The sequence below is a fragment of the Streptomyces globisporus C-1027 genome, assembly GCF_000261345.2.
GTDB lineage: Bacteria > Actinomycetota > Actinomycetes > Streptomycetales > Streptomycetaceae > Streptomyces > Streptomyces pakalii.
The window spans coordinates 7,348,421-7,368,418 of record NZ_CP013738.1; the positions used below are offsets into that span (position 1 = coordinate 7,348,421).

At 71.0% G+C, this 19,998-nt stretch carries 22 protein-coding genes and 1 riboswitch; of the genes, 17 read left to right on the forward strand and 5 right to left on the reverse strand.

Annotated features, from left to right (window positions below; translation table 11 throughout):
* Window positions 1-345: 345 nt before the first annotated feature.
* Window positions 346-504, forward strand: a riboswitch (cyclic di-AMP (ydaO/yuaA leader).
* A gap of 3 nt (window positions 505-507) precedes the next feature.
* Window positions 508-1,344, forward strand: coding sequence for a transglycosylase SLT domain-containing protein (locus tag WQO_RS32470; protein ID WP_010059158.1), 837 nt, complete (start codon window positions 508-510; stop codon window positions 1,342-1,344).
* Between the two features lie 162 nt (window positions 1,345-1,506).
* Window positions 1,507-3,150 (forward strand): GMC oxidoreductase, encoded by a 1,644-nt coding sequence (locus tag WQO_RS32475; RefSeq protein ID WP_193407249.1) that lies wholly within the window; start codon window positions 1,507-1,509, stop codon window positions 3,148-3,150.
* A 73-nt stretch (window positions 3,151-3,223) separates the two neighbouring features.
* On the opposite strand, the gene WQO_RS32480 is transcribed toward WQO_RS32475, so the two are convergent.
* From WQO_RS32480 to WQO_RS32495, 4 genes are all read right to left on the reverse strand, one after another.
* The gene (locus WQO_RS32480) at window positions 3,224-3,703 is read right to left on the reverse strand and encodes a carboxymuconolactone decarboxylase family protein (protein WP_010059161.1); all 480 of its coding nucleotides are present in this window, start codon (window positions 3,701-3,703) and stop codon (window positions 3,224-3,226) included.
* Entirely contained in the window at window positions 3,700-4,779 is a 1,080-nt protein-coding gene (locus tag WQO_RS32485) for an NAD(P)H-dependent amine dehydrogenase family protein (RefSeq protein ID WP_010059163.1), read from the reverse strand. The genes WQO_RS32480 and WQO_RS32485 overlap by 4 nt, the downstream gene beginning before the upstream one ends.
* A gap of 121 nt (window positions 4,780-4,900) precedes the next feature.
* A complete protein-coding gene (locus WQO_RS32490) occupies window positions 4,901-7,852 on the reverse strand; it encodes a CARDB domain-containing protein (RefSeq protein ID WP_010059165.1) in 2,952 nt (983 codons plus the stop codon).
* A 164-nt stretch (window positions 7,853-8,016) separates the two neighbouring features.
* Window positions 8,017-8,913 (reverse strand): UbiA family prenyltransferase, encoded by an 897-nt coding sequence (locus tag WQO_RS32495; RefSeq protein ID WP_029182156.1) that lies wholly within the window; start codon window positions 8,911-8,913, stop codon window positions 8,017-8,019.
* A gap of 118 nt (window positions 8,914-9,031) precedes the next feature.
* On the opposite strand from WQO_RS32495, the gene WQO_RS32500 reads away from it, so the two are divergent.
* The 12 genes from WQO_RS32500 to WQO_RS37095 all read left to right on the forward strand — a co-directional run bounded on the left by WQO_RS32500 (window position 9,032) and on the right by WQO_RS37095 (window position 17,323).
* Complete coding sequence (locus tag WQO_RS32500) at window positions 9,032-10,084, forward strand: type III polyketide synthase (RefSeq protein ID WP_010059168.1); 1,053 nt, start codon at window positions 9,032-9,034, stop codon at window positions 10,082-10,084.
* Window positions 10,085-10,097: 13 nt separating this feature from the next.
* Entirely contained in the window at window positions 10,098-10,625 is a 528-nt protein-coding gene (locus WQO_RS32505) for an isoprenylcysteine carboxyl methyltransferase family protein (protein WP_010059169.1), read from the forward strand.
* Window positions 10,622-11,638 carry an NAD(P)/FAD-dependent oxidoreductase gene (locus WQO_RS32510; protein ID WP_010059170.1) on the forward strand — a complete coding sequence of 339 codons (1,017 nt, stop codon included), beginning with the start codon at window positions 10,622-10,624 and terminating at the stop codon, window positions 11,636-11,638. The genes WQO_RS32505 and WQO_RS32510 overlap by 4 nt, the downstream gene beginning before the upstream one ends.
* Window positions 11,639-11,767: 129 nt before the next feature.
* Window positions 11,768-13,486, forward strand: a complete 1,719-nt coding sequence (locus tag WQO_RS32515) for an MFS transporter (protein WP_010059171.1) — start codon at window positions 11,768-11,770, stop codon at window positions 13,484-13,486.
* Window positions 13,465-13,929 carry a VOC family protein gene (locus tag WQO_RS32520; RefSeq protein ID WP_010059173.1) on the forward strand — a complete coding sequence of 155 codons (465 nt, stop codon included), beginning with the start codon at window positions 13,465-13,467 and terminating at the stop codon, window positions 13,927-13,929. The genes WQO_RS32515 and WQO_RS32520 overlap by 22 nt, the downstream gene beginning before the upstream one ends.
* Before the next feature lie 95 nt (window positions 13,930-14,024).
* On the forward strand, window positions 14,025-14,423 hold the full coding sequence (locus WQO_RS32525) for a DUF6221 family protein (protein WP_010059175.1): 399 nt from the start codon (window positions 14,025-14,027) through the stop codon (window positions 14,421-14,423).
* Between the two features lie 102 nt (window positions 14,424-14,525).
* A complete protein-coding gene (locus tag WQO_RS32530) occupies window positions 14,526-15,392 on the forward strand; it encodes a hypothetical protein (protein ID WP_010059177.1) in 867 nt (288 codons plus the stop codon).
* A gap of 1 nt (window position 15,393) precedes the next feature.
* On the forward strand, window positions 15,394-15,834 hold the full coding sequence (locus WQO_RS32535) for a hypothetical protein (RefSeq protein WP_010059178.1): 441 nt from the start codon (window positions 15,394-15,396) through the stop codon (window positions 15,832-15,834).
* On the forward strand, window positions 15,831-16,148 hold the full coding sequence (locus WQO_RS32540) for a hypothetical protein (protein WP_010059179.1): 318 nt from the start codon (window positions 15,831-15,833) through the stop codon (window positions 16,146-16,148). The genes WQO_RS32535 and WQO_RS32540 overlap by 4 nt, the downstream gene beginning before the upstream one ends.
* 66 nt (window positions 16,149-16,214) lie before the next feature.
* A complete protein-coding gene (locus WQO_RS32545; protein WP_010059180.1) occupies window positions 16,215-16,592 on the forward strand; it encodes a DoxX family protein in 378 nt (125 codons plus the stop codon).
* 233 nt (window positions 16,593-16,825) lie between these two features.
* Window positions 16,826-17,029, forward strand: a complete 204-nt coding sequence (locus tag WQO_RS32550) for a cold-shock protein (RefSeq protein ID WP_003964323.1) — start codon at window positions 16,826-16,828, stop codon at window positions 17,027-17,029.
* A gap of 165 nt (window positions 17,030-17,194) precedes the next feature.
* Entirely contained in the window at window positions 17,195-17,323 is a 129-nt protein-coding gene (locus WQO_RS37095) for an LPFR motif small protein (RefSeq protein ID WP_003964321.1), read from the forward strand.
* Window positions 17,324-17,400: 77 nt separating this feature from the next.
* Here WQO_RS37095 and WQO_RS32555 read toward each other — a convergent pair whose 3' ends face one another.
* Window positions 17,401-17,649: a hypothetical protein gene (locus tag WQO_RS32555; protein WP_010059184.1), complete on the reverse strand. Its 249-nt coding sequence runs from the start codon at window positions 17,647-17,649 to the stop codon at window positions 17,401-17,403.
* Window positions 17,650-18,005: 356 nt separating this feature from the next.
* Here WQO_RS32555 and WQO_RS32560 point away from each other — a divergent pair, with 356 nt between their 5' ends.
* The 3 genes from WQO_RS32560 to WQO_RS32570 are packed head-to-tail and all read left to right on the forward strand — an operon-like array spanning window position 18,006 to window position 19,955.
* The gene (locus tag WQO_RS32560) at window positions 18,006-18,233 is read left to right on the forward strand and encodes a DUF5133 domain-containing protein (RefSeq protein WP_010059185.1); all 228 of its coding nucleotides are present in this window, start codon (window positions 18,006-18,008) and stop codon (window positions 18,231-18,233) included.
* 27 nt (window positions 18,234-18,260) lie between these two features.
* On the forward strand, window positions 18,261-19,352 hold the full coding sequence (locus tag WQO_RS32565; protein WP_010059186.1) for a glutamate--cysteine ligase 2: 1,092 nt from the start codon (window positions 18,261-18,263) through the stop codon (window positions 19,350-19,352).
* Window positions 19,353-19,391: 39 nt separating this feature from the next.
* On the forward strand, window positions 19,392-19,955 hold the full coding sequence (locus WQO_RS32570) for a type 1 glutamine amidotransferase domain-containing protein (RefSeq protein ID WP_010059188.1): 564 nt from the start codon (window positions 19,392-19,394) through the stop codon (window positions 19,953-19,955).
* The last annotated feature ends 43 nt before the right edge of the window (window positions 19,956-19,998 follow it).

Sequence of the window (19,998 nt, forward strand, 5' to 3'; positions counted from 1 at the left end):
GTTTAGTCGGTTTCGTTATTCCGAAATGGTCGATTTGACCCCTATGGGGCTCCTGGTTAATAAAGGGCTTATATGGGTTGCTGGGGTATTTGCTGGGGTGTGATTTCGCCACCTACGCGAGGGAGTGGTGAGCGTCACGTCCGCGAGGGCGGACGTCGAAGCGGACGTATCGGTTCCCTTCTGTGCGAGGAAAGTTGACGCCACGACGGCGCGGCCCGATCCGGGAATTCCGTTATTCGATCATGCGCGGAATAGGGAATCCGGAATGCGGGGCTTGTTCCGTCCGATGTTTCTCGCCTACGGTCACCGTCAATCCGGATGGAACGCCGAATCCTGCCGCCGTCCGGGAATCCGAAACCCACTCACGTACGGCAGGAGCGGGGGACCCAGGTAAGTCGCCGATCCGTAACCGGAACGGCTTGGGGTGAAGTCGCACGACCATGCGGCCAGACATCTCCCGTCTGAACCCGACAGCTCACCTCGCAGGCGCCGGAGAGGAAATCCCCCATGCCCGCACAGGGTAAGCACCGTCGTCCCAAGTCCACCTCGCTCGGCCGCGGCCTTGCCGCCGTGACCACCGGTGGAGCCGTCCTCGCTCTCCCGGTGATCGGTGCCACCAGCGCCTTCGCCGCTCCCGCGCCTGCCGCCGCACCGCAGGCCGTGGCGCCCGCCGCGGTGGTCGCCCAGGCGAATTCCGCAGCGAAGGCCGCCCCCGCCAAGCATTCCGTGGTGGCCGGCGAAACCCTTTCCAAGATCGCCCGTGAGCATTCCGTCAGCGGCGGCTGGGAGAAGCTGTACGAAGGCAACCGGAAGATCATCGGATCGAATCCCGACCTCATTCACCCGGGTATCAAGCTGGTCATCGGGGCCAAGTCCGCCGCCTCGTCGGACGGCAAGGCATCCAAGGCTTCCCCGTCCGCCGCGCGCGGTGCTTCGGCGGACCGCGCGGACCGTTCGGAGCGTATCGAAGCAGCCCCCGTGGCAAAGGCTGCTCCGGCCGCCGCGAAGGAGGCCGTCACCTACACGAACGACCTCGACGGCTGGATCAAGGAATCCCTGGCGATCATGGCCGAGCAGGGCATCCCCGGCACCTACGAGGGCATCCACCGCAACATCATGCGCGAGTCCTCCGGCAACCCGGCCGCCATCAACAACTGGGACTCCAACGCGGTCAAGGGCACCCCGTCCAAGGGGCTGCTCCAGGTCATCGACCCGACGTTCCAGGCCTACCACGTGCCCGGCACCTCGACCGACAGCTACGACCCGGTCGCCAACATCACGGCCGCGTGCAACTACGCCGCGGACCGCTACGGCTCGATCGACAACGTCTTCGGCGCCTACTGATCCTCCCGCGACCCGACAGCACGAAGGGGCCCCGGACCGCACGGTCCGGGGCCCCTTCGTGCTGTCGGGGTGTCGCCGGGAAGTTACCCCCAAGTTTCTCGTGACTTACCACGCGAACGGCAGTAGAACCTGTTGCACTCTGCCGAAAGTGAGAGAGGTCACATGAGCGACACTGCCATACAGGACAGCGGGGCCAAAGGTGTTTCGCGTCGAAGATTCATCACTGGAACAGGTTCTCTTCTGGGGGCCGCGGCGATCGTCGGAAACGCTCCACGGGCGTGGGCGGGCGTCCGTGCGGCTGCGGCGCCGATCGGGTCCGGGGCCCATGTGGCGGTCCTGGTCATCGGCACCGGATACGGCGGCTCCGTGGCCGCCCTCCGGCTCGCCGAGGCGGGCACGGACGTCCACATGGTCGAGATGGGCATGGCCTGGGACACCCCCGGCGCGGACGGCAAGATCTTCGCCAACACCACCAGGCCGGACGACCGCTCCTTCTGGCTGCGCACCCGCACCAAGCAGCCGCTGAGCAACTTCCTCGGCTTCCCCATCGACAAGAGCGTCAACCGCTACACCGGCATCCTCGACGCCGAGGAGTTCGGCGGCATCACGGTCTACCAGGGCCGGGGCGTCGGCGGTGGATCCCTGGTCAACGGCGGTATGGCCGTCACCCCGCGCCGGGAGAACTTCGGCGCGATCCTCCCGACGGTGAACGCCGCGGAGATGTACAGCACCTACTACCCGCGCGCCAACAGCGGGTTGGGCGTCACCACCATCGACCCCGCCTGGTTCGACAGCGTCGACTGCTACCAGTACGCCAGGGTCGGCCGAAAACACGCCCAGCGCTCCGGCTTCCCGTTCCTCTTCGTGCCCGCCGTCTACGACTGGGACTACATGAAGCAGGAGGCGGCCGGAACCGTACCCAAGTCAGCGCTGGACGCCGAGATCCTCTACGGCAACAACTACGGCAAGAAATCGCTCCAGAAGACCTACATCGACCGGATCAGAGCCACCGGACGGGTCACCATCTCCCCGCTCCACAAGGTCACCACCGTCACCCCGGCCCCCGGCGGCGGCTACACCGTGCTCATCGACCAGCTCGACACCGGCGGCCGGACCACCGTCACCAAGACCGTCACCGCGGACAAGGTGTTCTTCGCCGCGGGCAGCGTCGGCACCAGCAAACTGCTCGTCGGCCTGAAGGCCACCGGCGCACTGCCTCTCCTCAACGACGAGATCGGCAGGGGCTGGGGCGACAACGGCAACGTGATGTGCGGCCGGGCCAACCACCTCTGGGACCCGACCGGGAAGGTCCAGTCGTCCATCCCCACCGGCGGCATCGACAACTGGGACGCCGGGGGAGCGTTCGCCGAGGTCGCCCCCCTGCCCACCGGCATCGAGACATGGGCGTCGTTCTACCTCTCCATCACCAAGAACCCCCACCGCGCCCGGTTCACCTGGAACGCGGCGGCGGGGAGGGCGGAACTGGACTGGCAGACGGCGTGGAAGCAGCCGTCCATCGACGCCGCGAAGACCATCTTCGACAAGATCAACAAGAAGGAGGGGACGATCTACCGCACGGACCTCTTCGGGACCTACAAGATCTGGGGCGACCACCTCACCTACCATCCGCTGGGCGGTGCCGTCCTGGACAAGGCCACCGACAACTACGGTCGGCTGCGCGGCTACTCCGGCCTGTACGTCATCGACGGTGCGCTGATCCCCGGCAACACCAGCGTCAACCCGTTCGTCACCATCACCGCGCTCGCCGAGCGCAACATCGAACGGATCATCGCGACCGACCTGTAGGCGGCCCGCGCACGTCGGGGAGCCCACGGAGAGCCCGGGGCCGGGAGTGCCAACCCGGCGGCCCCGGACTCCGTCAGTGACCGGGCAGAACGCAGACCGCGTCGATCCCCAGCACATGGTTGAGCCGCCCGAACGCCAGCCACGAGCCGATGCTCATCGTCAGCTCCACGATCTCCGCCTGGCTGTAGTGCGCGGTCATCCGCTGCCAGAAGGCGTCGTCCAGACCGTGGTGGTCGAGCGTGTACCGCTCGGCGTACTCCGCAGCGAGCCGGGTCCGCTCGTCGAAGGCCTCGGTCGTACGCCACCGGGTCACCGCCTCGGTGAACTCCTCCTCGACCTTCGCCCCGTCCCGCTCGGTCCGCCAGTCCAGGCAGAACAGGCACCCGTTGATCTGCGCCACCCGCAGCCGGGCCGCCTCGAACTCCCGCAGCCCCAGGGTCGTGTGCTCGTAGACGGACATCGAGAACGTGGCGGCCGCCACGCCGATGCCGGGGACCATTTCCCCCCACACGTAACCGATGGGCTCCTGGCCCTCCGGAATGTCGATGATCATGCCGGTCTCCTTCCCAGCCTGCCGACCGCAGGCCGCAGCGGAACGTCCAGTGCGTCGTACAGCCCCGGCTTCGCGTCCACCAGCCAGTCGATCGCCGAGACGAGCCGCCCGACCGCGGTGGCGTTGCCGCCCGCCGACCGGTTCTCGCCCTCGTCCGAGGCCTCGACCGTCACCTCGATACGGGGCCGCCCCTCGATCACCACCCGGTGCGCGCCCACCCCGTCGGGCGGGGAGGGCCAGTCCGGGGCGCACGAGGCGTGGATCCGGGTGATGTGCTCGATGACGATCCGGGGCTCGCCGCCCACGATGCCCTGCACCTCGAAGCGCACGGCGCCCTGGGTGCCCGCCGCGAACGCACCCATCGTGCGCGTGGTCACCGCCGTCTCCAGCGCCCGCCGGTCCAGCGTCTCGCGGATCTCGTCCAGTTCGACGCCCAGCGCCCGTGCCATCAGACGTATCTGACCGCCCCACACCATCGTCGGAATACTCTCCGCCAGCATCAGCGGCTGGTAGTCCATCGGATGGCCCATCCCGATGAGATGGCGTACCGAATCCTCCTGCTCGTACGTGGAGTAGTCGAAGATCTCCTGGCAGCGGATGACGTCCACCTCGGTACCGAGGCCGCTGACCAGCAGGGGCAGGACGTCGTTGCCCCAGCCGGGGTCGACACCGGAGACGAAGAGGGAGCCGCCGCCCTCGGCGACGGCGGCCAGGACCGGGTCCCGCAGCTCGGGCGGGGCGTTGCGCTGGTCGTAGAGCGGATAGAGGGAGGGCGTGACGACCACCGCACCGGACCGGATCGCCCGGCCGATGTCGGCCAGTGCGTCATCGGGACGGATGTCGCCGGACGCCGCGTAGACCACCGCCCGGGGGCGGGCGGCCAGGACGGCGGCGATGTCGTCGGTGGCCGCGACCCCGAGCGTGCGCCCGAGACCGCCGAGTTCGCCCGCGTCGCGGCCGGCCTTGGCGGGATCGTGCACGAGGACGGCGGCGAGTGTCAGTGCCGGATGGGCCTCGACGGCGCGGATCGCCGCGCGGCCGACGTTGCCGGTACCCCAGACAACCGTGGGAATCATGCGCGGAGGGTAGCCCCGGGGCCTTGCACTTCCCAGAGCCGTGCACCACCGAATCCACCGGGGAGAAAGGGTGTTCCCGGGCCGGCGGGGGATCCGCCGGCCCGGGAACCGTTCAGGGGGTTCAGCGCTTCGCGCGGGCGCCGTTCGGGGCGCCGGAGATCGTGAACTGCGAACCCGGCTCGATCAGCACATGGCCGTCGCGCGAGTCGGTGATCGTCACGCCGGTGAGCGTCGCGTTGCCGCGTGCGCCGCCCATCGCGAGGATGCCGGAGCCGTTGTTGGACTTGTCGATCCGCACGTTCTGGATCTTGACGTCCGGCATCAGGCCACCGCCCGTCTTGAACTGGATGCCGTCATAGGTGGAGTCGACGATGTCCGTGTCGCGGATCGTGACTCCGGGGATCGGCAGGTTCTGCGGGAAGAGGGTGATCGCACCGAACTCCTGGTCCTCGTTCCAGAAGGCTCCGCCGGTGCGGTAGAGGCCGTTGTTGGCGATCAGCGTCTGCCCGGAGAAGGGCAGCGGGTCGTGGTCGGTCGCCAGCATGATGGCCGGGTAGTTCATGGTGTCCGAGATCAGGTTGTTCTCGATCTTGTTGCCGTAACCGCCGTAGATCGCGATGCCGTTGGCGCGCCACGGGAGCTGGATGGTGTTGTTGCGGAAGCTGTTGTCGTGGCCGATGTCGACGGACTGGTCCTTGACGTACTTGCTGGACCAGACGGCGAGCGCGTCGTCGCCGGTGTTGCGGAACGACGAGTTGTAGACCGTGGAATTCCGGGTGCCGTTGGCGAAGTTGATGCCGTCCGCATACGTGTTGCGGATCCGCATTCCGGTGAACTCGACGCCGTCGCCCGGGTTCCACAGCTCCTGGATGTTGTCGAAGTCGCGGCCCGCCCAGACGCCCACGTTGGCGTGCTCGATCCAGACGTTGCTGATCTTCGTGTCCTTGCCGAACCGGCCGTTGAGCGCGACGCCACCCTCGTGGTTGCCGTCACCGCCGCGGATCGTGCCCGAGCCGAAGATGGCGATGTCGGAGATTTGCGTGTTCTCGTCGATGTCGAAACCGAAGTTGCCCTCGTGCGGGTGGTTGATGCCGCCCGCCTCGTGCGGCGGGGTCAGCGTGTAGAGCTGGGAGTGCCACATGCCCGCGCCCCGGATCGTCACGTCCCGGATGCCGACCTGGTTCCACTGGCCCCGGTCGAGCGGGTCGTCGGTGAGGATCTTCTGCTCCTGGCGCCACTGGCCCGCCGGGATCCAGACGCAGTCGATCTCACCGTTCTGGTTCGCCGTCACCGCGCGCTGGATGGCGGCCGTGTCGTCGAGCCCGTCGTTCGCCACCGCGCCGTACGTCGTGATGGGGACACAGCCGGACGGCTGCGAGGAGGGCGCCGCCACCTGCTCCAGGTCGATCAGGTCGATGATGTAGAAGGCGGCGTTGTCGCTCGCGTCCCGCTGGAGGCGGAACTTCGTTCCCACCGGGTAGGTCTCGGTGAGCAGGGCGTGGGACTCGTCGAACAGCCGCCGTGCGTCGCCGCCCGGCGTGTTGGTGAGCCCCTCGGGGCTGTCGGTGTTCCCGTACAGCCAGCTGTGCTTCGAGGAGAGGTCGAGCTTGCGGACGAACTTGCCGTCGGCGTACAGGCTGATGGTCGCCTCACGGCCGCCGCCGCCCGGTGCGTCCGGGATCGAGTTGCGGACGACGATCGAGTTCGCCGGGGCGGTCGAGGTGAACTCCACGTACTGGCCCGTGGAGTTGAGCCGCACCGACTCGCGGCCGGAGGACTCGGTGGCGAAGTTGGTGTGCCCGAAGGTGCGTTCGGCGTCGGACTGCAGCAACGTGCCCTGGTAGTTCGCCTTCTCCGCCTCCAGTTCGGTGTACGGGACGGCCGCGCCGCGTCCGACCACGATGGACCGGGCGAAGGTGTTGTTGGTCTCGCTGGTCTCCGCGACCAGGTTCGTGGCGTCGGCGGTGGCGCTCAGGGTCGCGCCGCCGCTCGCCGCCGTCCAGCTGCCGCCGACCGTGACGTTCGCGGTCGCGCCCGCGGCGATGGCCGGGGTGGTGCCGTTGAGCGTGGTGGAACCGACGGTCAGCCGGGTGACGGTGCCCGCGCTCACCGCGCTGGTGCCGCGGTTGTGCACGGCCACGGTGAAGGTGACCGCCGCGCCGACGGCCGGGTTGGCCGGGCTGGAGGTGATGGCGCGGACCTCCAGGTCGGGGCCGGGGCTCTGGCCGACCACCAGCGGGGAGGCGGTGGTGCGGCTGTTGTTGGTGTTGTCCGACTCGACGACCGTGTCGGTCGGGTCCACCAGCGCCGAGACGGTGTACGACCCCTGCGGCCGCTTGCCGACCGAGACCGAGACCGGGGCCGAGGCCCCGGCCGCGAGGGGGCCGACCGGCGCGCTGCCCACGACCACGCCGCCCAGGCTCACATTGACGGTGGTCGCGGGGGAGGCGGCCGAGCCGGCGTTGCGGACGGTCCCCTGGACGGTGATGTCGTCCGTCTCGGACGGTGACGTCGGGCTCCAGGACAGTGCGCTGACCGTCAGATCCGGGTTGGGCGCGGCCGTCCCGAAGACCTGGATCTCGGCGACCTGGGCGCCGGGCGCCTCGGTGTTGGAGAAGAACTTCAGCTGGAGGTCGGCGACCCGGCCGGCGACCGGGATGGTCACCGTGTTCCGGTTGGAGCTGGGGTTGAACACATAGCCGGCCCGGGCCCGCAGCGAGCTGAACGCGGTGCCGTCCTGCTTCCGGCCGAGCACTTGGATGTCCTGTGTCCGGGTGGCCCAGATCGGGTCCGGGTTGAGCTTGACGACCACGGACTGGACATCCGCGTCGGCGCCGAGCTTCACGGTCAGGTCGGCGGGATGGCCGTTGGATTCCCAGTAGCTGTCGACCTTGCCGTCGTTGGCGTTGGCGGCCGGGTATCCGCCGTGCGATCCGCTGGCGGTGACGGTCTTGCCCCGCGCGAGGTCCGTGGCCTCAGCCGCGCTCGCGGTGACGGGCAGGAGTCCGGCGGAGATCAGTCCGGCTGTCAGGAGCCCGGCGACCGTCCGTCCGGTGAGTCGCTTCCATCTCATGATGTCCTCTGCTTCCACAATATTTGAGTCCACAAGTCAATCTTTTGCGGCCAGAGGTTCACAGATTTCTGCGCTGTTTCGGATTTGTCAACGGTCTTCGCATGGTCATGTCATCCGGACGCGTAACTTGACGCAGTGTCAGGCAGCTCTCGGCGCGGGCCCGTTCAGCCAGCCGCCACGCCCCGGACCAGCAGCAGCGCCAGATCCACCGCCGCCACGGCCACCGCTCCGGCCAGTGCCGCCTTGCGCCACCGGCGGCCGAGCGCCGGACCCGCGAGCGCCGCCGCACCGGCCAGGGCAAGCGCTGCCGCACCCCCGGCGTCCACCGGCCCGGGCGGCCCGAACGCCAGCACCGCCGTCGCGCCGAGGAGCGGCAGCGGCAGCAGCAGCCGGGTCCCCCGGTCGCCCAGCCGGTGCGGAAGGCCCCGGATCCCGGCCGCCCGGTCCTCCGCGATGTCCGGGAGCGTGTCGGCCAGATGTGCCGCGAACCCGAGCAGGGCCCCTGCCGCCGCCGTCCACCACCGGGGCGCCGGCCCGCCGGGCGCCGAGAGGGCGACGGCGGCGGGCAGGGCGCCGAATCCCGCCACGTAGGGCAGCCAGGACAGGGCGGTCGCTTTGAGCCGCAGGTTGTAGAGCCAGGCGGCCGCGACCGCGGCGAGGTGCACCGTACCGGCGAGAACCCCGCAGCCCAGCGAGAGCGGTACGCACACGGCCAGCGCGACCGCTGCCGCCGCCCACACCGCACCCGCCCCGACCGTGCCGTCGGCCGCGGGCTTCCCCGGGCGGCCCGCCCGGGCGTCACGCCGCGCGTCGTACGCGTCGTTGCACCAGCCGACCGACAACTGGCCGGTCAGCACGGCCGCAGTGACCAGCGCGGAACGGGGACCGCCGAGGCCGGAGCCCAGGGCGAGGACGCAGGCGAGCGCGGTCACCGCGAGCGCAGGGCCGGGGTGGCAAGCGAGCGTGAGCCCCAAGACCCATCCGCCCCGCCGCCCGGCACCGGCAGGAGCGGCGTCGACCGGAACGGAACCCGCCGGGCTCACCCTCTCCGTGGCGTCCATCGGGCGATCGTAGGCGGCTGTCGCCCCGTCAATGCCACGACCTGGCGGGTCTTTTGCGCCGTTTCGCACCACCTTGTGGGCAGGATGGGGGCATGACGCCACCGAAGCAGGAGGCAGGATGACCCGCATCGCCGCGGTGCACGGGGCTCTGCCACCGCACCGTCACACCCAGCGCGAGGTCACCGACATGGAGGCCCGGACCTGCCTGCCGCCCGGGGCCGACCGCCGCGTCCTCGACCGGCTCCACGAGAACGCCCGGGTCCGCAGCCGGCACACCGTGCTGCCGCTGGACGGCTACGGCGGCCTCGACGGCTTCGGCCCGTCCAACGACGTGTTCATCCGGTCCGCCGTCGACCTCGGCGCCCAAGCCGTACGCGGGGCGCTGCGGACGGCGGGACTGCGCCCCACCGATGTCGACCTGCTGATGTTCACCTCCGTCACCGGTATCGCCGCCCCCTCGATCGACGCCCGGCTCGTCACCCGGCTGGGCATGCGGTCCGACGTCAAACGGCTGCCTGTCTTCGGCCTCGGCTGTGTCGCCGGAGCCGCCGGAACGGCCCGGCTGCACGACTACCTCCTCGGCCGCCCCGACGACGTGGCCGTGCTCCTTTCGGTCGAGCTCTGCTCCCTCACCTTCCAGCGCCACGACACCTCGCCCGCCAACCTCGTGGCGACCGCGCTGTTCGGGGACGGGGCGGCCGCCGTCGTCGCCCTCGGCGGGCGCCGGGCCGTCGCCGGGCCCGAGATCGTGGCCACCCGCAGCCGGATGTACCCGGACACCGAGCACGTCATGGGCTGGGACATCGGATCCACCGGATTCCGCGTCGTCCTCGATCCCGGCGTGCCCGACGTCGTGCGGCACTACCTCGCCGACGACGTACGGGAGTTCCTCGGCGAACACGGACTCAAACCGAAGGACGTCGCCCACTGGGTCTGCCACCCGGGCGGCCCCAAGGTCCTGGAGGCGGTGACCGAGGTCCTCGCCCTGCGCGAGGGGGCGCTCGACGTCACCTGGCGCTCGCTGGCCGACATCGGCAACCTGTCCTCGTCCTCGGTCCTGCACGTCCTGCGGGACACCATCGAACAGCGCCGGCCGGAGCCGGGCACCCCCGGACTGCTGCTCGCCATGGGACCGGGATTCTGCTGCGAACTGGTGCTGCTGCGCTGGTAGGAAGGAACGGCCCATGACCTGGTACACCGCCCTCGTGCTCGCCGTCGCCGCCGAGCGCCTCGCCGAACTCGTGGTGGCCCGCCGCAACACCCGCTGGAGCCTCGCCCGGGGCGGCGTCGAGTCGGGCCGCGGACACTATCCGGCGATGGTCGCGCTGCACACCGCGCTCCTGGCCGGCTGCCTGGCGGAGGTCCGATTCGCCGAGCGTCCCTTCCCGCCCGTCCTGGGCTGGGTCATGGTCGCCGTCGTCGTGGCCGCGCAGGCGCTGCGCTGGTGGTGCATCCGTACGCTCGGCCCCCGCTGGAACACCCGCGTCATCGTCGTCCCCGGCCTGCTCCGGGTCACCGGCGGCCCCTACCGGTGGCTGAGCCACCCCAACTACGTCGCCGTCGCCGCCGAAGGCCACGCGCTGCCCCTGGTCCACGGGGCGTGGGTGACCGCCCTGGTGTTCACCGTCCTCAACGCCGCGCTCATGGTCGTCCGGATCCGCTGCGAGGACGGGGCGCTGGCCCGCCTCCCGGCCGTGGACGCACGGGCGTGATCGACGTCCTCGTCGCGGGCGGCGGACCGGCCGGCCTCGCCGCCGCGATCCGGGCCGCCTCCGCGGGCCTGGAAGCGGTGGTGGTCGAGCCGCGCACCGCCCCCGTCGACAAGGCGTGCGGCGAAGGCATCATGCCCGGCGGCGTCGCGGCCCTGCGCGATCTGGGCGTCCGGGTGAGAGGCCACGAATTGCGCGGCATCCGTTACACGGACGGCCTGCGCAGCGCGGAAGCGGCCTTCCGGGGCGGCCCGGGCGCGGGCGTCCGCCGCACGGAACTCCACGCGGCTCTGCACGAGCGGGCCGCAGCCCTCGGCATCCGCTTCGTCGCCGCCAAGGTGGGCGAGATCCGGCAGGACCAGCACACCGTCACCGCTGCCGGACTCACCGCACGCTGGCTCATCGCCGCCGACGGGCTCCACTCGCCGCTGCGCCGCGCCCTGGGCCTCGACCACCCGGTCCCCGGCCCCGGACGCTACGGGCTGCGCCGCCACTACCCGCTCGCCCCCTGGACGGACCACGTCGAGGTGTACTGGTCCCGGCACGGCGAGGCGTACGTGACCCCGGTCGGCGAGCGCCTGGTGGGCGTGGCGGTCCTGAGCCGCGACCGCCGCCCCTACGACCAGCACCTGGCCGCCTTCCCCGCCCTCGCGGCCCGGCTCGCGGACGGCCCGGGGGCCACTCCCGTACGCGGAGCCGGTCCGCTGCGTCAGCGGGCGCTGGGCCGACGGGCCGGGCGCGTCCTGCTGGTCGGCGACGCCGCGGGCTACGTGGACGCCCTCACCGGGGAGGGCATCGCCCTCGCGGTCGCCACAGCGACGGCCGCGGTCGACTGCCTGAGCGACGGGCGGCCCGAGGACTACCCCGGCCGGTGGGCGCGGGTCACCCGGCGCTACCGCCTGCTCACCGCGGCCCTGCTGAGCGCGGCGGGCCACCCGTCCTCGGGCCGGCTGATCGTCGCCGCGGCCCACCGGGCGCCCGCCGTCTTCCGCACCGCGGTCCGCGCGCTCCAGTGAGGTCGCGGTGGCGTGTGCGGCAGGCTGCTCGCTCGAATGGCGGACCTCTCATTTCCGGCATAACGTCGGTCGGGTGATCGCCCGCGCTCACGCCGGGCACTGCCCCCGGCACGAGAGACGAACTCCACCATGACGGGCTCCCGCGCGACACCCACCCCCACGGCCACAGCGCACGACCGGCACCGGAGCGGACTGGCGCTGCTGGTCATCGCCTCGTGCCAGCTGATGGTGGTGCTCGACGTCACCATCGTCAACATCGCGCTGCCTCACATGCAGAAGGACCTGGGGTTCTCCACGGAGAACCTCTCCTGGGTCGTCAACGCGTACACGTTGACCTTCGGCGGACTGCTGCTGCTCGGCGGACGCCTCGGCGACATCCTCGGCCGCCGCAGGGTCTTCATCTTCGGCGTGCTCCTCTTCGTCTTCGCCTCGCTGCTCGGCGGACTGTCCCAGGAGGGCTGGCAGTTGCTGGCCGCCCGCTCCCTCCAGGGCGTCGGCGGCGCGATCGCCTCGCCGACCGCCCTGTCGCTGATCACCACCACCTTCCGCGAAGGCCCCGAACGCAACCGCGCGTTCGGGGTGTTCGCCGGTGTCTCGGCGGGCGGCAGCGCGATCGGACTGCTCGCCGGCGGGATGCTGGTGGAGTGGCTGGACTGGCGCTGGGTCCTGTTCGTCAACGTCCCGATCGGCCTGCTGATCGCCTTCGCGACCCCGCGCTTCATCCCGGAGTCCGAACGCCGTCCCGGCCACTTCGACGTGGCGGGCGCACTCACCTCCACCGCCGGCATGGTGTTGCTGGTCTACGGCTTCATCCGCGCCTCCGAAGAGGGCTGGACCGACTCGGTCACGCTCGGATCGTTCGCCGCCGCCGTGGTCCTCCTCGGCACGTTCATCGCCATCGAGAGCCGCTCCAGACAGCCGATCACCCCGCTGGCGCTGTTCCGCGACCGCAACCGGGCCGGCACCTACACGATGATGCTGTGTCTCTCCGCGGCGATCTTCGGGATGTTCTTCTTCCTGACCCTCTTCGTCCAGGACGTCCTCGACTTCAGCCCGTTGCGGGCCGGACTCGCCTTCCTGCCGGTCAGCGCCGTCATCGCGATCAGCGCCGGCCTGGCCTCGCAGTTGCTTCCCCGCTGGGGACCCAAACCCTTCATGGTGGTCGGCGCGCTCCTGGCCGCTTCCGGGCTCGGCTGGCTGACGCTGACCGACGTCCACAGCTCCTACCTGGGGTCGATCCTCGGCCCGATGCTGGTGTTCGGCTTCGGGATGGGCATGCAGTTCGTATCGCTGACCCTGATGGCGGTCTCGGGGATCGCCCCGAAGGAGGCAGGCGCCGCCTCCGGAACGCTCAACGCCTCCCAGCAGGTCGGCGGGTCCCTGGGTCTGTCGATCCTCGTCACGACGTTCGGCACGGCCAGCCGGAACGAGGCGAGCGAACAGGCGCCGCAGTTCCTCCGGGAGGGCACCCCCGCCCAGCTCCAGGAGTTCCGCAGGACCGGCCAGCTGCCACCGCCCTGGGGCGACGAGGTGCTCACCTCGGGCGTCTCCAGCGCCTTCGTCGTCGCGGCCTGCTTCGCCGTGCTCGCCGCTCTGGTCGCCCTGTTCGTCATCCAGGTGCGGTCCTCCGACCTCGCCCGCCTTCAGGGAGGCGGGATGCCGCTCGCGCCCGAGGGCGGAGCGGACGGGGGCGGGGACGGGGACGGGGTGACGGTCGGGGGCCGTGAAGCGGGCCAGGCCCGGCCCGACCCGGACGCATCATCGCCCGACCCGGACGATCCACGGCCGGACCGGACACCGACCGACCCACGAAAGGGCTGTGACCCATGGACTGGACCCTCGAAGTGATCGTGCTTCCCGTGACCGACATCGACCGGGCCCGGGACTTCTACCGGGACAAGCTCGGCTTCCACGTCGACATCGACGACGAGGTGATGCCGGGCGCCCGCGTGGTCCAGCTGACGCCGCCGGGATCCGGCTGTTCGATCGCCCTCACCGACGGGCTGCCCAGCCCGACGGGAACCCCGCAGCCGGGCACGTACCACGGCCTCCAGCTCTGCGTCACCGACATCGCCGCCGCGCACGCCGAACTCGTCGGCCGGGGCGTCGAGGTCTCCGAACCGCAGCGGTACGCCCCCGACGACGGGGGGACCTTCATGCACTTCACCGACCCGGACGGCAACGGCTGGGCGGTGCAGGAGTACCGCCGCCGCGAGACCGAACCCCTGTACAAGCTCCTCGCCGACCAGGCCGCCGGGAACGGGGGGAACACGGGGGACACGGTGGGGTGAACCGGATACGAAGGTGGATCGCCCCGCGTCCGGTCCACCAGAATGCTCCCCGTATCGCGTGCAGAGATCCATCAGCGCAAGGGAGCGGCATCCACATGGGCGGCAACGCAGACATGGTGGCCTTCGTCCAGGCGCGGCTCGCCGACGAGGAACACGTCGCGCTGGCCGCAGGCGGGGACCGATGGCGGTGCCCGGCCGACGTGCCGGGCGAGGTCCACGACCGCACCGGCGGAGTGGCGTTCACGGTGCGGGGCCGGGGCTTCGACCAGCACATCGCGCTCCAGAACCCCGCGCGGACCCTGGAGCGCATCGAGACGAACCGCGTCATGGTCGGCGAGTACGTCGAGGTGGCCGACCTGGACACGGACCGCCCGGCCGAGGACTTCCGCTCCGGCCGTGCGGTGGGGCTCGGCTTCGCCGTACGGCAGCTCGCCGCCGAATACGCGGGCCACCCCGACTACCAGGCGCGCTGGCTGCCCCGGTTCATCCAGTAGCAGCCTCGGTTTCCGGCCGCCCTCGATTCCGCAAGTCCCCGTGTATCGACTTCAGTTGATCGCTAGCATCTCCCCATCGGCCTACCCGGGGGAGTTGCGCGCGTGCCCGACGTCTGGGAGAACACTCGATCGCGGTGGGAGAGCGTCCGGCACGCCGTCGACGGCGGCGGCCCGGGGGCCGCGGTGGGCGCGGCCACGCTGCACGGACGCCTCGGCCTCTCCGTCAACCCCATCGCCGTCACCGGCGAGGCGGGGGCGGGCAAGAGCGTCCTGTACGACGCGCTGACACAATCGATCCGCACGGGCGACGGCGACAGCTCCCGCAGCCCGGACATCGAGAAGCACGCCACGGTCCTGCGCTCCGGAAGCCGCCGCACCCGGGCAGCTGTCACCGTCATCCCGGGGCAGCTGTCCACCCAGCGCGAACGGGCTCTGCACGACACGATGCGGGGCGCGGCCTCCCCGCAGGGCATCGTGCACGTCGTCTGCTGGGGGCACAACAGGATCTGGCAGCGTGGCGCACAGCGCGACGTCCACGACGCGCTCACCGCCGACGGCGTCGTCGACCAGGAAGCCGTCCGCGGCTGGCACCTGCGCAAGGAGGCGGCCGACTTCCGGCTCCTGGTGGACGCGATCATCGACGGGCAGCTGGCCACACGGCTGCGCTGGCTGGTCGTCGTGGTGTCCAAGACCGATCTGTACTGGGACCGGCTGGACGAGGCGCGAGACCACTACATCCCCGGCCCCCCAGGCCGCGAGTCCGCGTTCGCCGCCCTCCTGCGGGACCTGGAGAACGAGACGTCATTGCGCCTGTCCGTCCTCCCGATGGCCTCACGGTTGATCCGCCACCAGTTCCTCCCCGGACTGCCCGCACGGACGTCCCAGCTCGACGACACACAGATCGGTGCGCTGCGCACCCACCTCGGCCAGGAACTCCAGACGCTCATCACGCAGCGGAACGGGGATTGACATGGGCGCGATCGACGGCGGAGCGGCGTTCCTGCGCACGCTGGCAGCCGCCGAACGGCGGTTGGCCGGGCTCCGGGCCCTGACCGCGCGGCGGCGGCGGGTCCGCCGGCCCCGCATCGCCTCGGCCGCGCTGGCGGTGCTGATCCCGGCGGTGCTGGCGCTGGCCGCCGCCACGGGCGACGGTCCCGGGGGTGCGCTCCTGGCCGTCGGCCTGACCGTTGCGGTGCTCTCGCTCGCGGCCTGCGCCGCCCTCCTGCTGTTGGTCGAACGGCCGCTGAACCGCCGGTTCGCGGTGGAAGAGCACGCCATGATCGAAGAAGTGAACCGGATGCGGGAGCTGTTCACCCATGTCGCCGAGCGGGACCGGTGGGAGGAGCGGCTGAAAGGGTCGGTCCGCGAACGTCTCTCCCGCTTTCCCGTGGAAGGAGGGTCGCTGCGGTGATCCGACGCCTGACCGTCCTCTTCGGCCTGGTGGCCTTCCCCGCCGCCCTGTTCACCTCGGGCGGATACGTCCTGGCCACGCGGGAGCCAGGGCCGTACCAGAGGGCGTTCGAGAGCCAGTGGGACGCCATCGTCATCGGAGTCGCCATCACTCTGAGCGGGGCGCTGTTCCTCGGCCACGGGGCGCGGCTGTGCTTCAGCGTTCTCGGCGGATTCCAGCCCGACAACGTACGCCGGGGTGCGCTGGCCCTGGCCGCGGGAGTCTTCGTCACCACGGTCGGACTGCTGCTGCTCTGGCGGCTGCTGGCGCTCTGAGGGGTGCGCCAAGCGAGGGATGCCCGTAGCTTACTCGCAAGTAAGTCCTGTGGCCGAAGGAGAAGCATGTCCCGCCAGAAGCGTTCCGCCGTCCTGCTCGCCGGGTTCGTGGGCGGGGCGGCCGTGCTCCACTTCGCCGTACCGAAAGCCTTTGATTCCATGGTTCCTCGGATCCTGCCCGGAGCGCCGCGTGCCTGGACCTATGGCAGCGGCGTGGTCGAACTCGTCCTGGCCGCGGGTCTTGCCCACCCCCGGACCCGGGCGCCTGCCGCCCGGATGACCGCGGGCCTCTTCGTCGGGGTATTTCCGGCCAATGTGCAGATGGCCCTCGACTGGCGTCACCGGCCCGGGCCGCAGCAGGTTGCGGCCTGGGCCCGCCTGCCCGTCCAGGTGCCGCTGGTCCTGTGGGCGCGGAACGTCGCCAGGGGTGCCGACAGGACCTGAACGGAGTCCGATCGGCAGGGCGCGGACCGGTCACCGTGAAGAGGATCGACACCAAAATGGCGTTGCTCTCTGGTGAGGAGTGATCTCGCCGTGTAGCGTCGCGGTCAGATGTCGTGGTTCGCAGTACCTGCCCGCGCCTGGCGCGGGCGTTTTGCTGTGCAGTGCCTGAGAACCAGGGCGATCACCTCCGGGTCCGCGCGGTGCGGATCCGTTTACTGCTGAGAGGTACAGGCATGGCCAGCGGAACCGTCAAGTGGTTCAACTCGGAAAAGGGCTTCGGCTTCATCGCGCAGGACGGCGGCGGCCCCGACGTCTTCGCGCACTACTCCAACATCAACTCCACCGGCTTCCGTGAGCTCCAGGAAGGCCAGGCGGTGACCTTCGACATCACCCAGGGCCAGAAGGGCCCGCAGGCGGAGAACATCACCACCGCCTGATCCCGGGTTGACCGACCCTGGAGCCCCGGAGCGCGACGCGCTCCGGGGCTCCAGGGCGTTCTGGACCGTGATCCGGCGGATTGGAGTGCCGCTCCACGGGTACGCGGTGGCTCGCGAACCCAACGCCCCTGGAAACCTCTGGGAGCGAGAACGGAGGGCAGATCCATGCTGAAGGCCATCGCGGACGTGCTTCGCTCCATCGGAGGAGCCATCGCCACCGTGGTCACGTTGCCCTTCCGGGCGCTGGCCCGGCTGTTCGGCGGCGCGTCGAGCAGCGCGCGCGGGCACCACTGAACCCACGACATGCCGGTGCCCCAGCCCCTCGGAAGGGGCTGGGGCACCGGCATGTCGCGCGGGACGGAGGCGGCGGGTCAGCCCGTCGCCTCGTCGGGGACGGGGTGCTCCTCGGGGTGCGCGCTCGCGTTGCGCGGCTCGTTCCGGCCGGCGCCCGCCTCGTCCAGATCGGGTTCGTCCTTCTGGCGGGCCACCCGGTCCGGCACCGGTATGTCGAGGGCGTCCTCGCCCTCCTGGTTCTGCTGGTCAGGCATGTCCGCCGGCACGGGGGGCGGGCTGCCGGAAGCCCCGGTGTAGGCGGTGCCTTCCGGCCTGCGGTCGGTCATGAGAGCTTCCTTCCGTACGGCCCCGGAGCGCCCGGGGAGGAGTGATCCGCCCAGGTGGGTACCCGCTGCCGGGCGAAGCAGTCACCCGGCCCGATGAGGCGGGGGACACAGGGGCGCGGCCTCCCGCGCCACGCTCCGGAGAGGCGGATGAGAAGGTGCGGGGCCCGTGTGGTCCGGCCATATTGGGAGCTCCGGGCCACCGGCCCGGCACGTGCCGCGGGAGCCGGCGGTGGAAGCGCCGTCCGCGGAGTGTGACCTGCCCGGGCGTGGGTACCCGGGGCGATGCCCCACCCGGGCACCATGTCGCACCACTCGGTCGCGACGTCACCCGACCGACCCCGCGGAAGGATCCCCGCATGCTGATGGCCCACCCCACGGTGCTGCGCAATCTGATCGAGCAGTACGAGGCCCTGCGCCTGCTGCACGCGGAGAACGGCGGCCAGGAGGCCAGGCAGCGCATGGACGACGTGGCGTACACGCTGTGCGTGTCGACCGGCACGAGGGACGTGGACAGCGCGCTGGTCGCCGCCCGCCATCGGTTGCCCGGCGCCCGCCCCGCGGACGACTCCGTCCTGTCCGCCTGATCTGCCGAGCGTCGAAGGGGAGGCCCCGTGATCCGCACGGTGGGTGTCGAGGAAGAGCTGCTGCTGGTCGACGAGGACAGCGGGGAGGCCCGCGCGCTGTCATCGGCTGTGCTGGCGATCGCCGAGAAGGAGACAGCCGGGGAGTCGCCCTTCGAGGCGGAGCTGCACCGCCAGCAACTGGAGTTCTCCACGCACCCTTGCGCGGACATGGGAGAACTCGCCGACTCGGTCCGCCGGTGGCGTGCGCAGGCGGTCCAACACGCCGCCGACGCCGGCGCGTCGGTCGTGGCCTTGGCGACCTCTCCCCTCCCGGTCAGCCCGAAGATCGGCACGGGGGAGCGGTACCGGTGGATGGCGGAGCGCTTCGGTCTCACCGCCCAGGAGCAGCTGACCTGCGGCTGCCACGTCCATGTCTCGGTGGCCTCGGACGAGGAGGGCGTCGCCGTCCTCGACCGGATGCGCTGCTGGCTGCCCGTGCTGCTCGCCCTGAGCGCCAACTCGCCGTTCTGGCAGGGGCAGGACAGCCAGTACAGCAGTTACCGCAGCCAGGTGTGGGGGCGGTGGCCCTCGGCCGGCCCGGCGGACGTCCACGGCTCCGCCGAGGCGTACCACGCCGGGGTGCGGTCCCTGGTCGCCACCGGAGTGCTCAAGGACGAGGGGATGGTCTACTTCGACGCGCGCCTCTCGCACCGCTACCCCACGGTGGAGGTCAGGATCGCCGACGTCTGTCTGGACCCGGCCGACACCGTGCTGCTGGCCACCCTCGTACGAGGACTGGTGGAGACGGCCGCCCGGGAGTGGCGGGCCGGTGAGCCGCCGTCGGGCGCCGGTACGTCCCTGCTGCGCGCGGCCTCCTGGCAGGCGGGCCGCTCGGGTCTGGAGGGCAGTCTTGTCCACCCCCGGACCTGGCGGCCGGAGCCCGCGCCCGATGTTCTCGCGGCCCTGCTGGACCATGTGCGGGACGCGCTCAAGGACAGCGGTGACCTGGAAGCCGCGGAGAAGGCCCTGGCCGCCGTGGTCCGGCGCGGGAACGGGGCACGGATCCAGCGCGAGACCCTGGCGCGGACCGGGAGCCTGCGCGACACGGTGGCCGAATGCGTCCGTATCACGGCCGGATGAACCACCCACCCATCAACCATCACAGGAACGGAGCAGTCCATGTCCACCACCGCTCTCGACGACCGCCGGATCCTGGCCGTCGTCACCAACTACGGCGTCGAGCAGGACGAACTCGTCGTCCCCGTGAAGCACCTGCGTGACCACGGGGCGCAGGTCACCGTGGCGGCGGTCTCCACCGACGAGATCCGCACTCTCGTAGGCGACCGCGATCCCGGCGAGACCGTGCGGCCCGACACCACCCTCGACGAGGTCGACCCCGCCGCGTACGACCTCCTCCTGGTCCCGGGCGGCACACTCAACGCCGACTCGCTGCGCCTGGAGGACGCGACCACCCGGATCGTCAGCTCGTTCGCCGCTTCCGGCCGGCCGGTGGCCGCCATCTGCCACGGGCCGTGGGCGCTGATCGAGGGCGGCTACGTGCGCGGCAAGACGCTGACGTCGTACGCCTCCCTGCGGACGGACATCACCAACGCGGGCGGCACCTGGGTCGACAAACCGGTGGTCCGCGACGACGCCGAGGGCTGGCCGTTGATCACCTCCAGGAACCCCGGCGACCTCGACGACTTCCTGGGCGAGATCGATGCGGTGCTCGCCGAGGACTGATACGGCGCCGCCACCTAGTGCGGCGCGGTCCGGCCGGACCGCG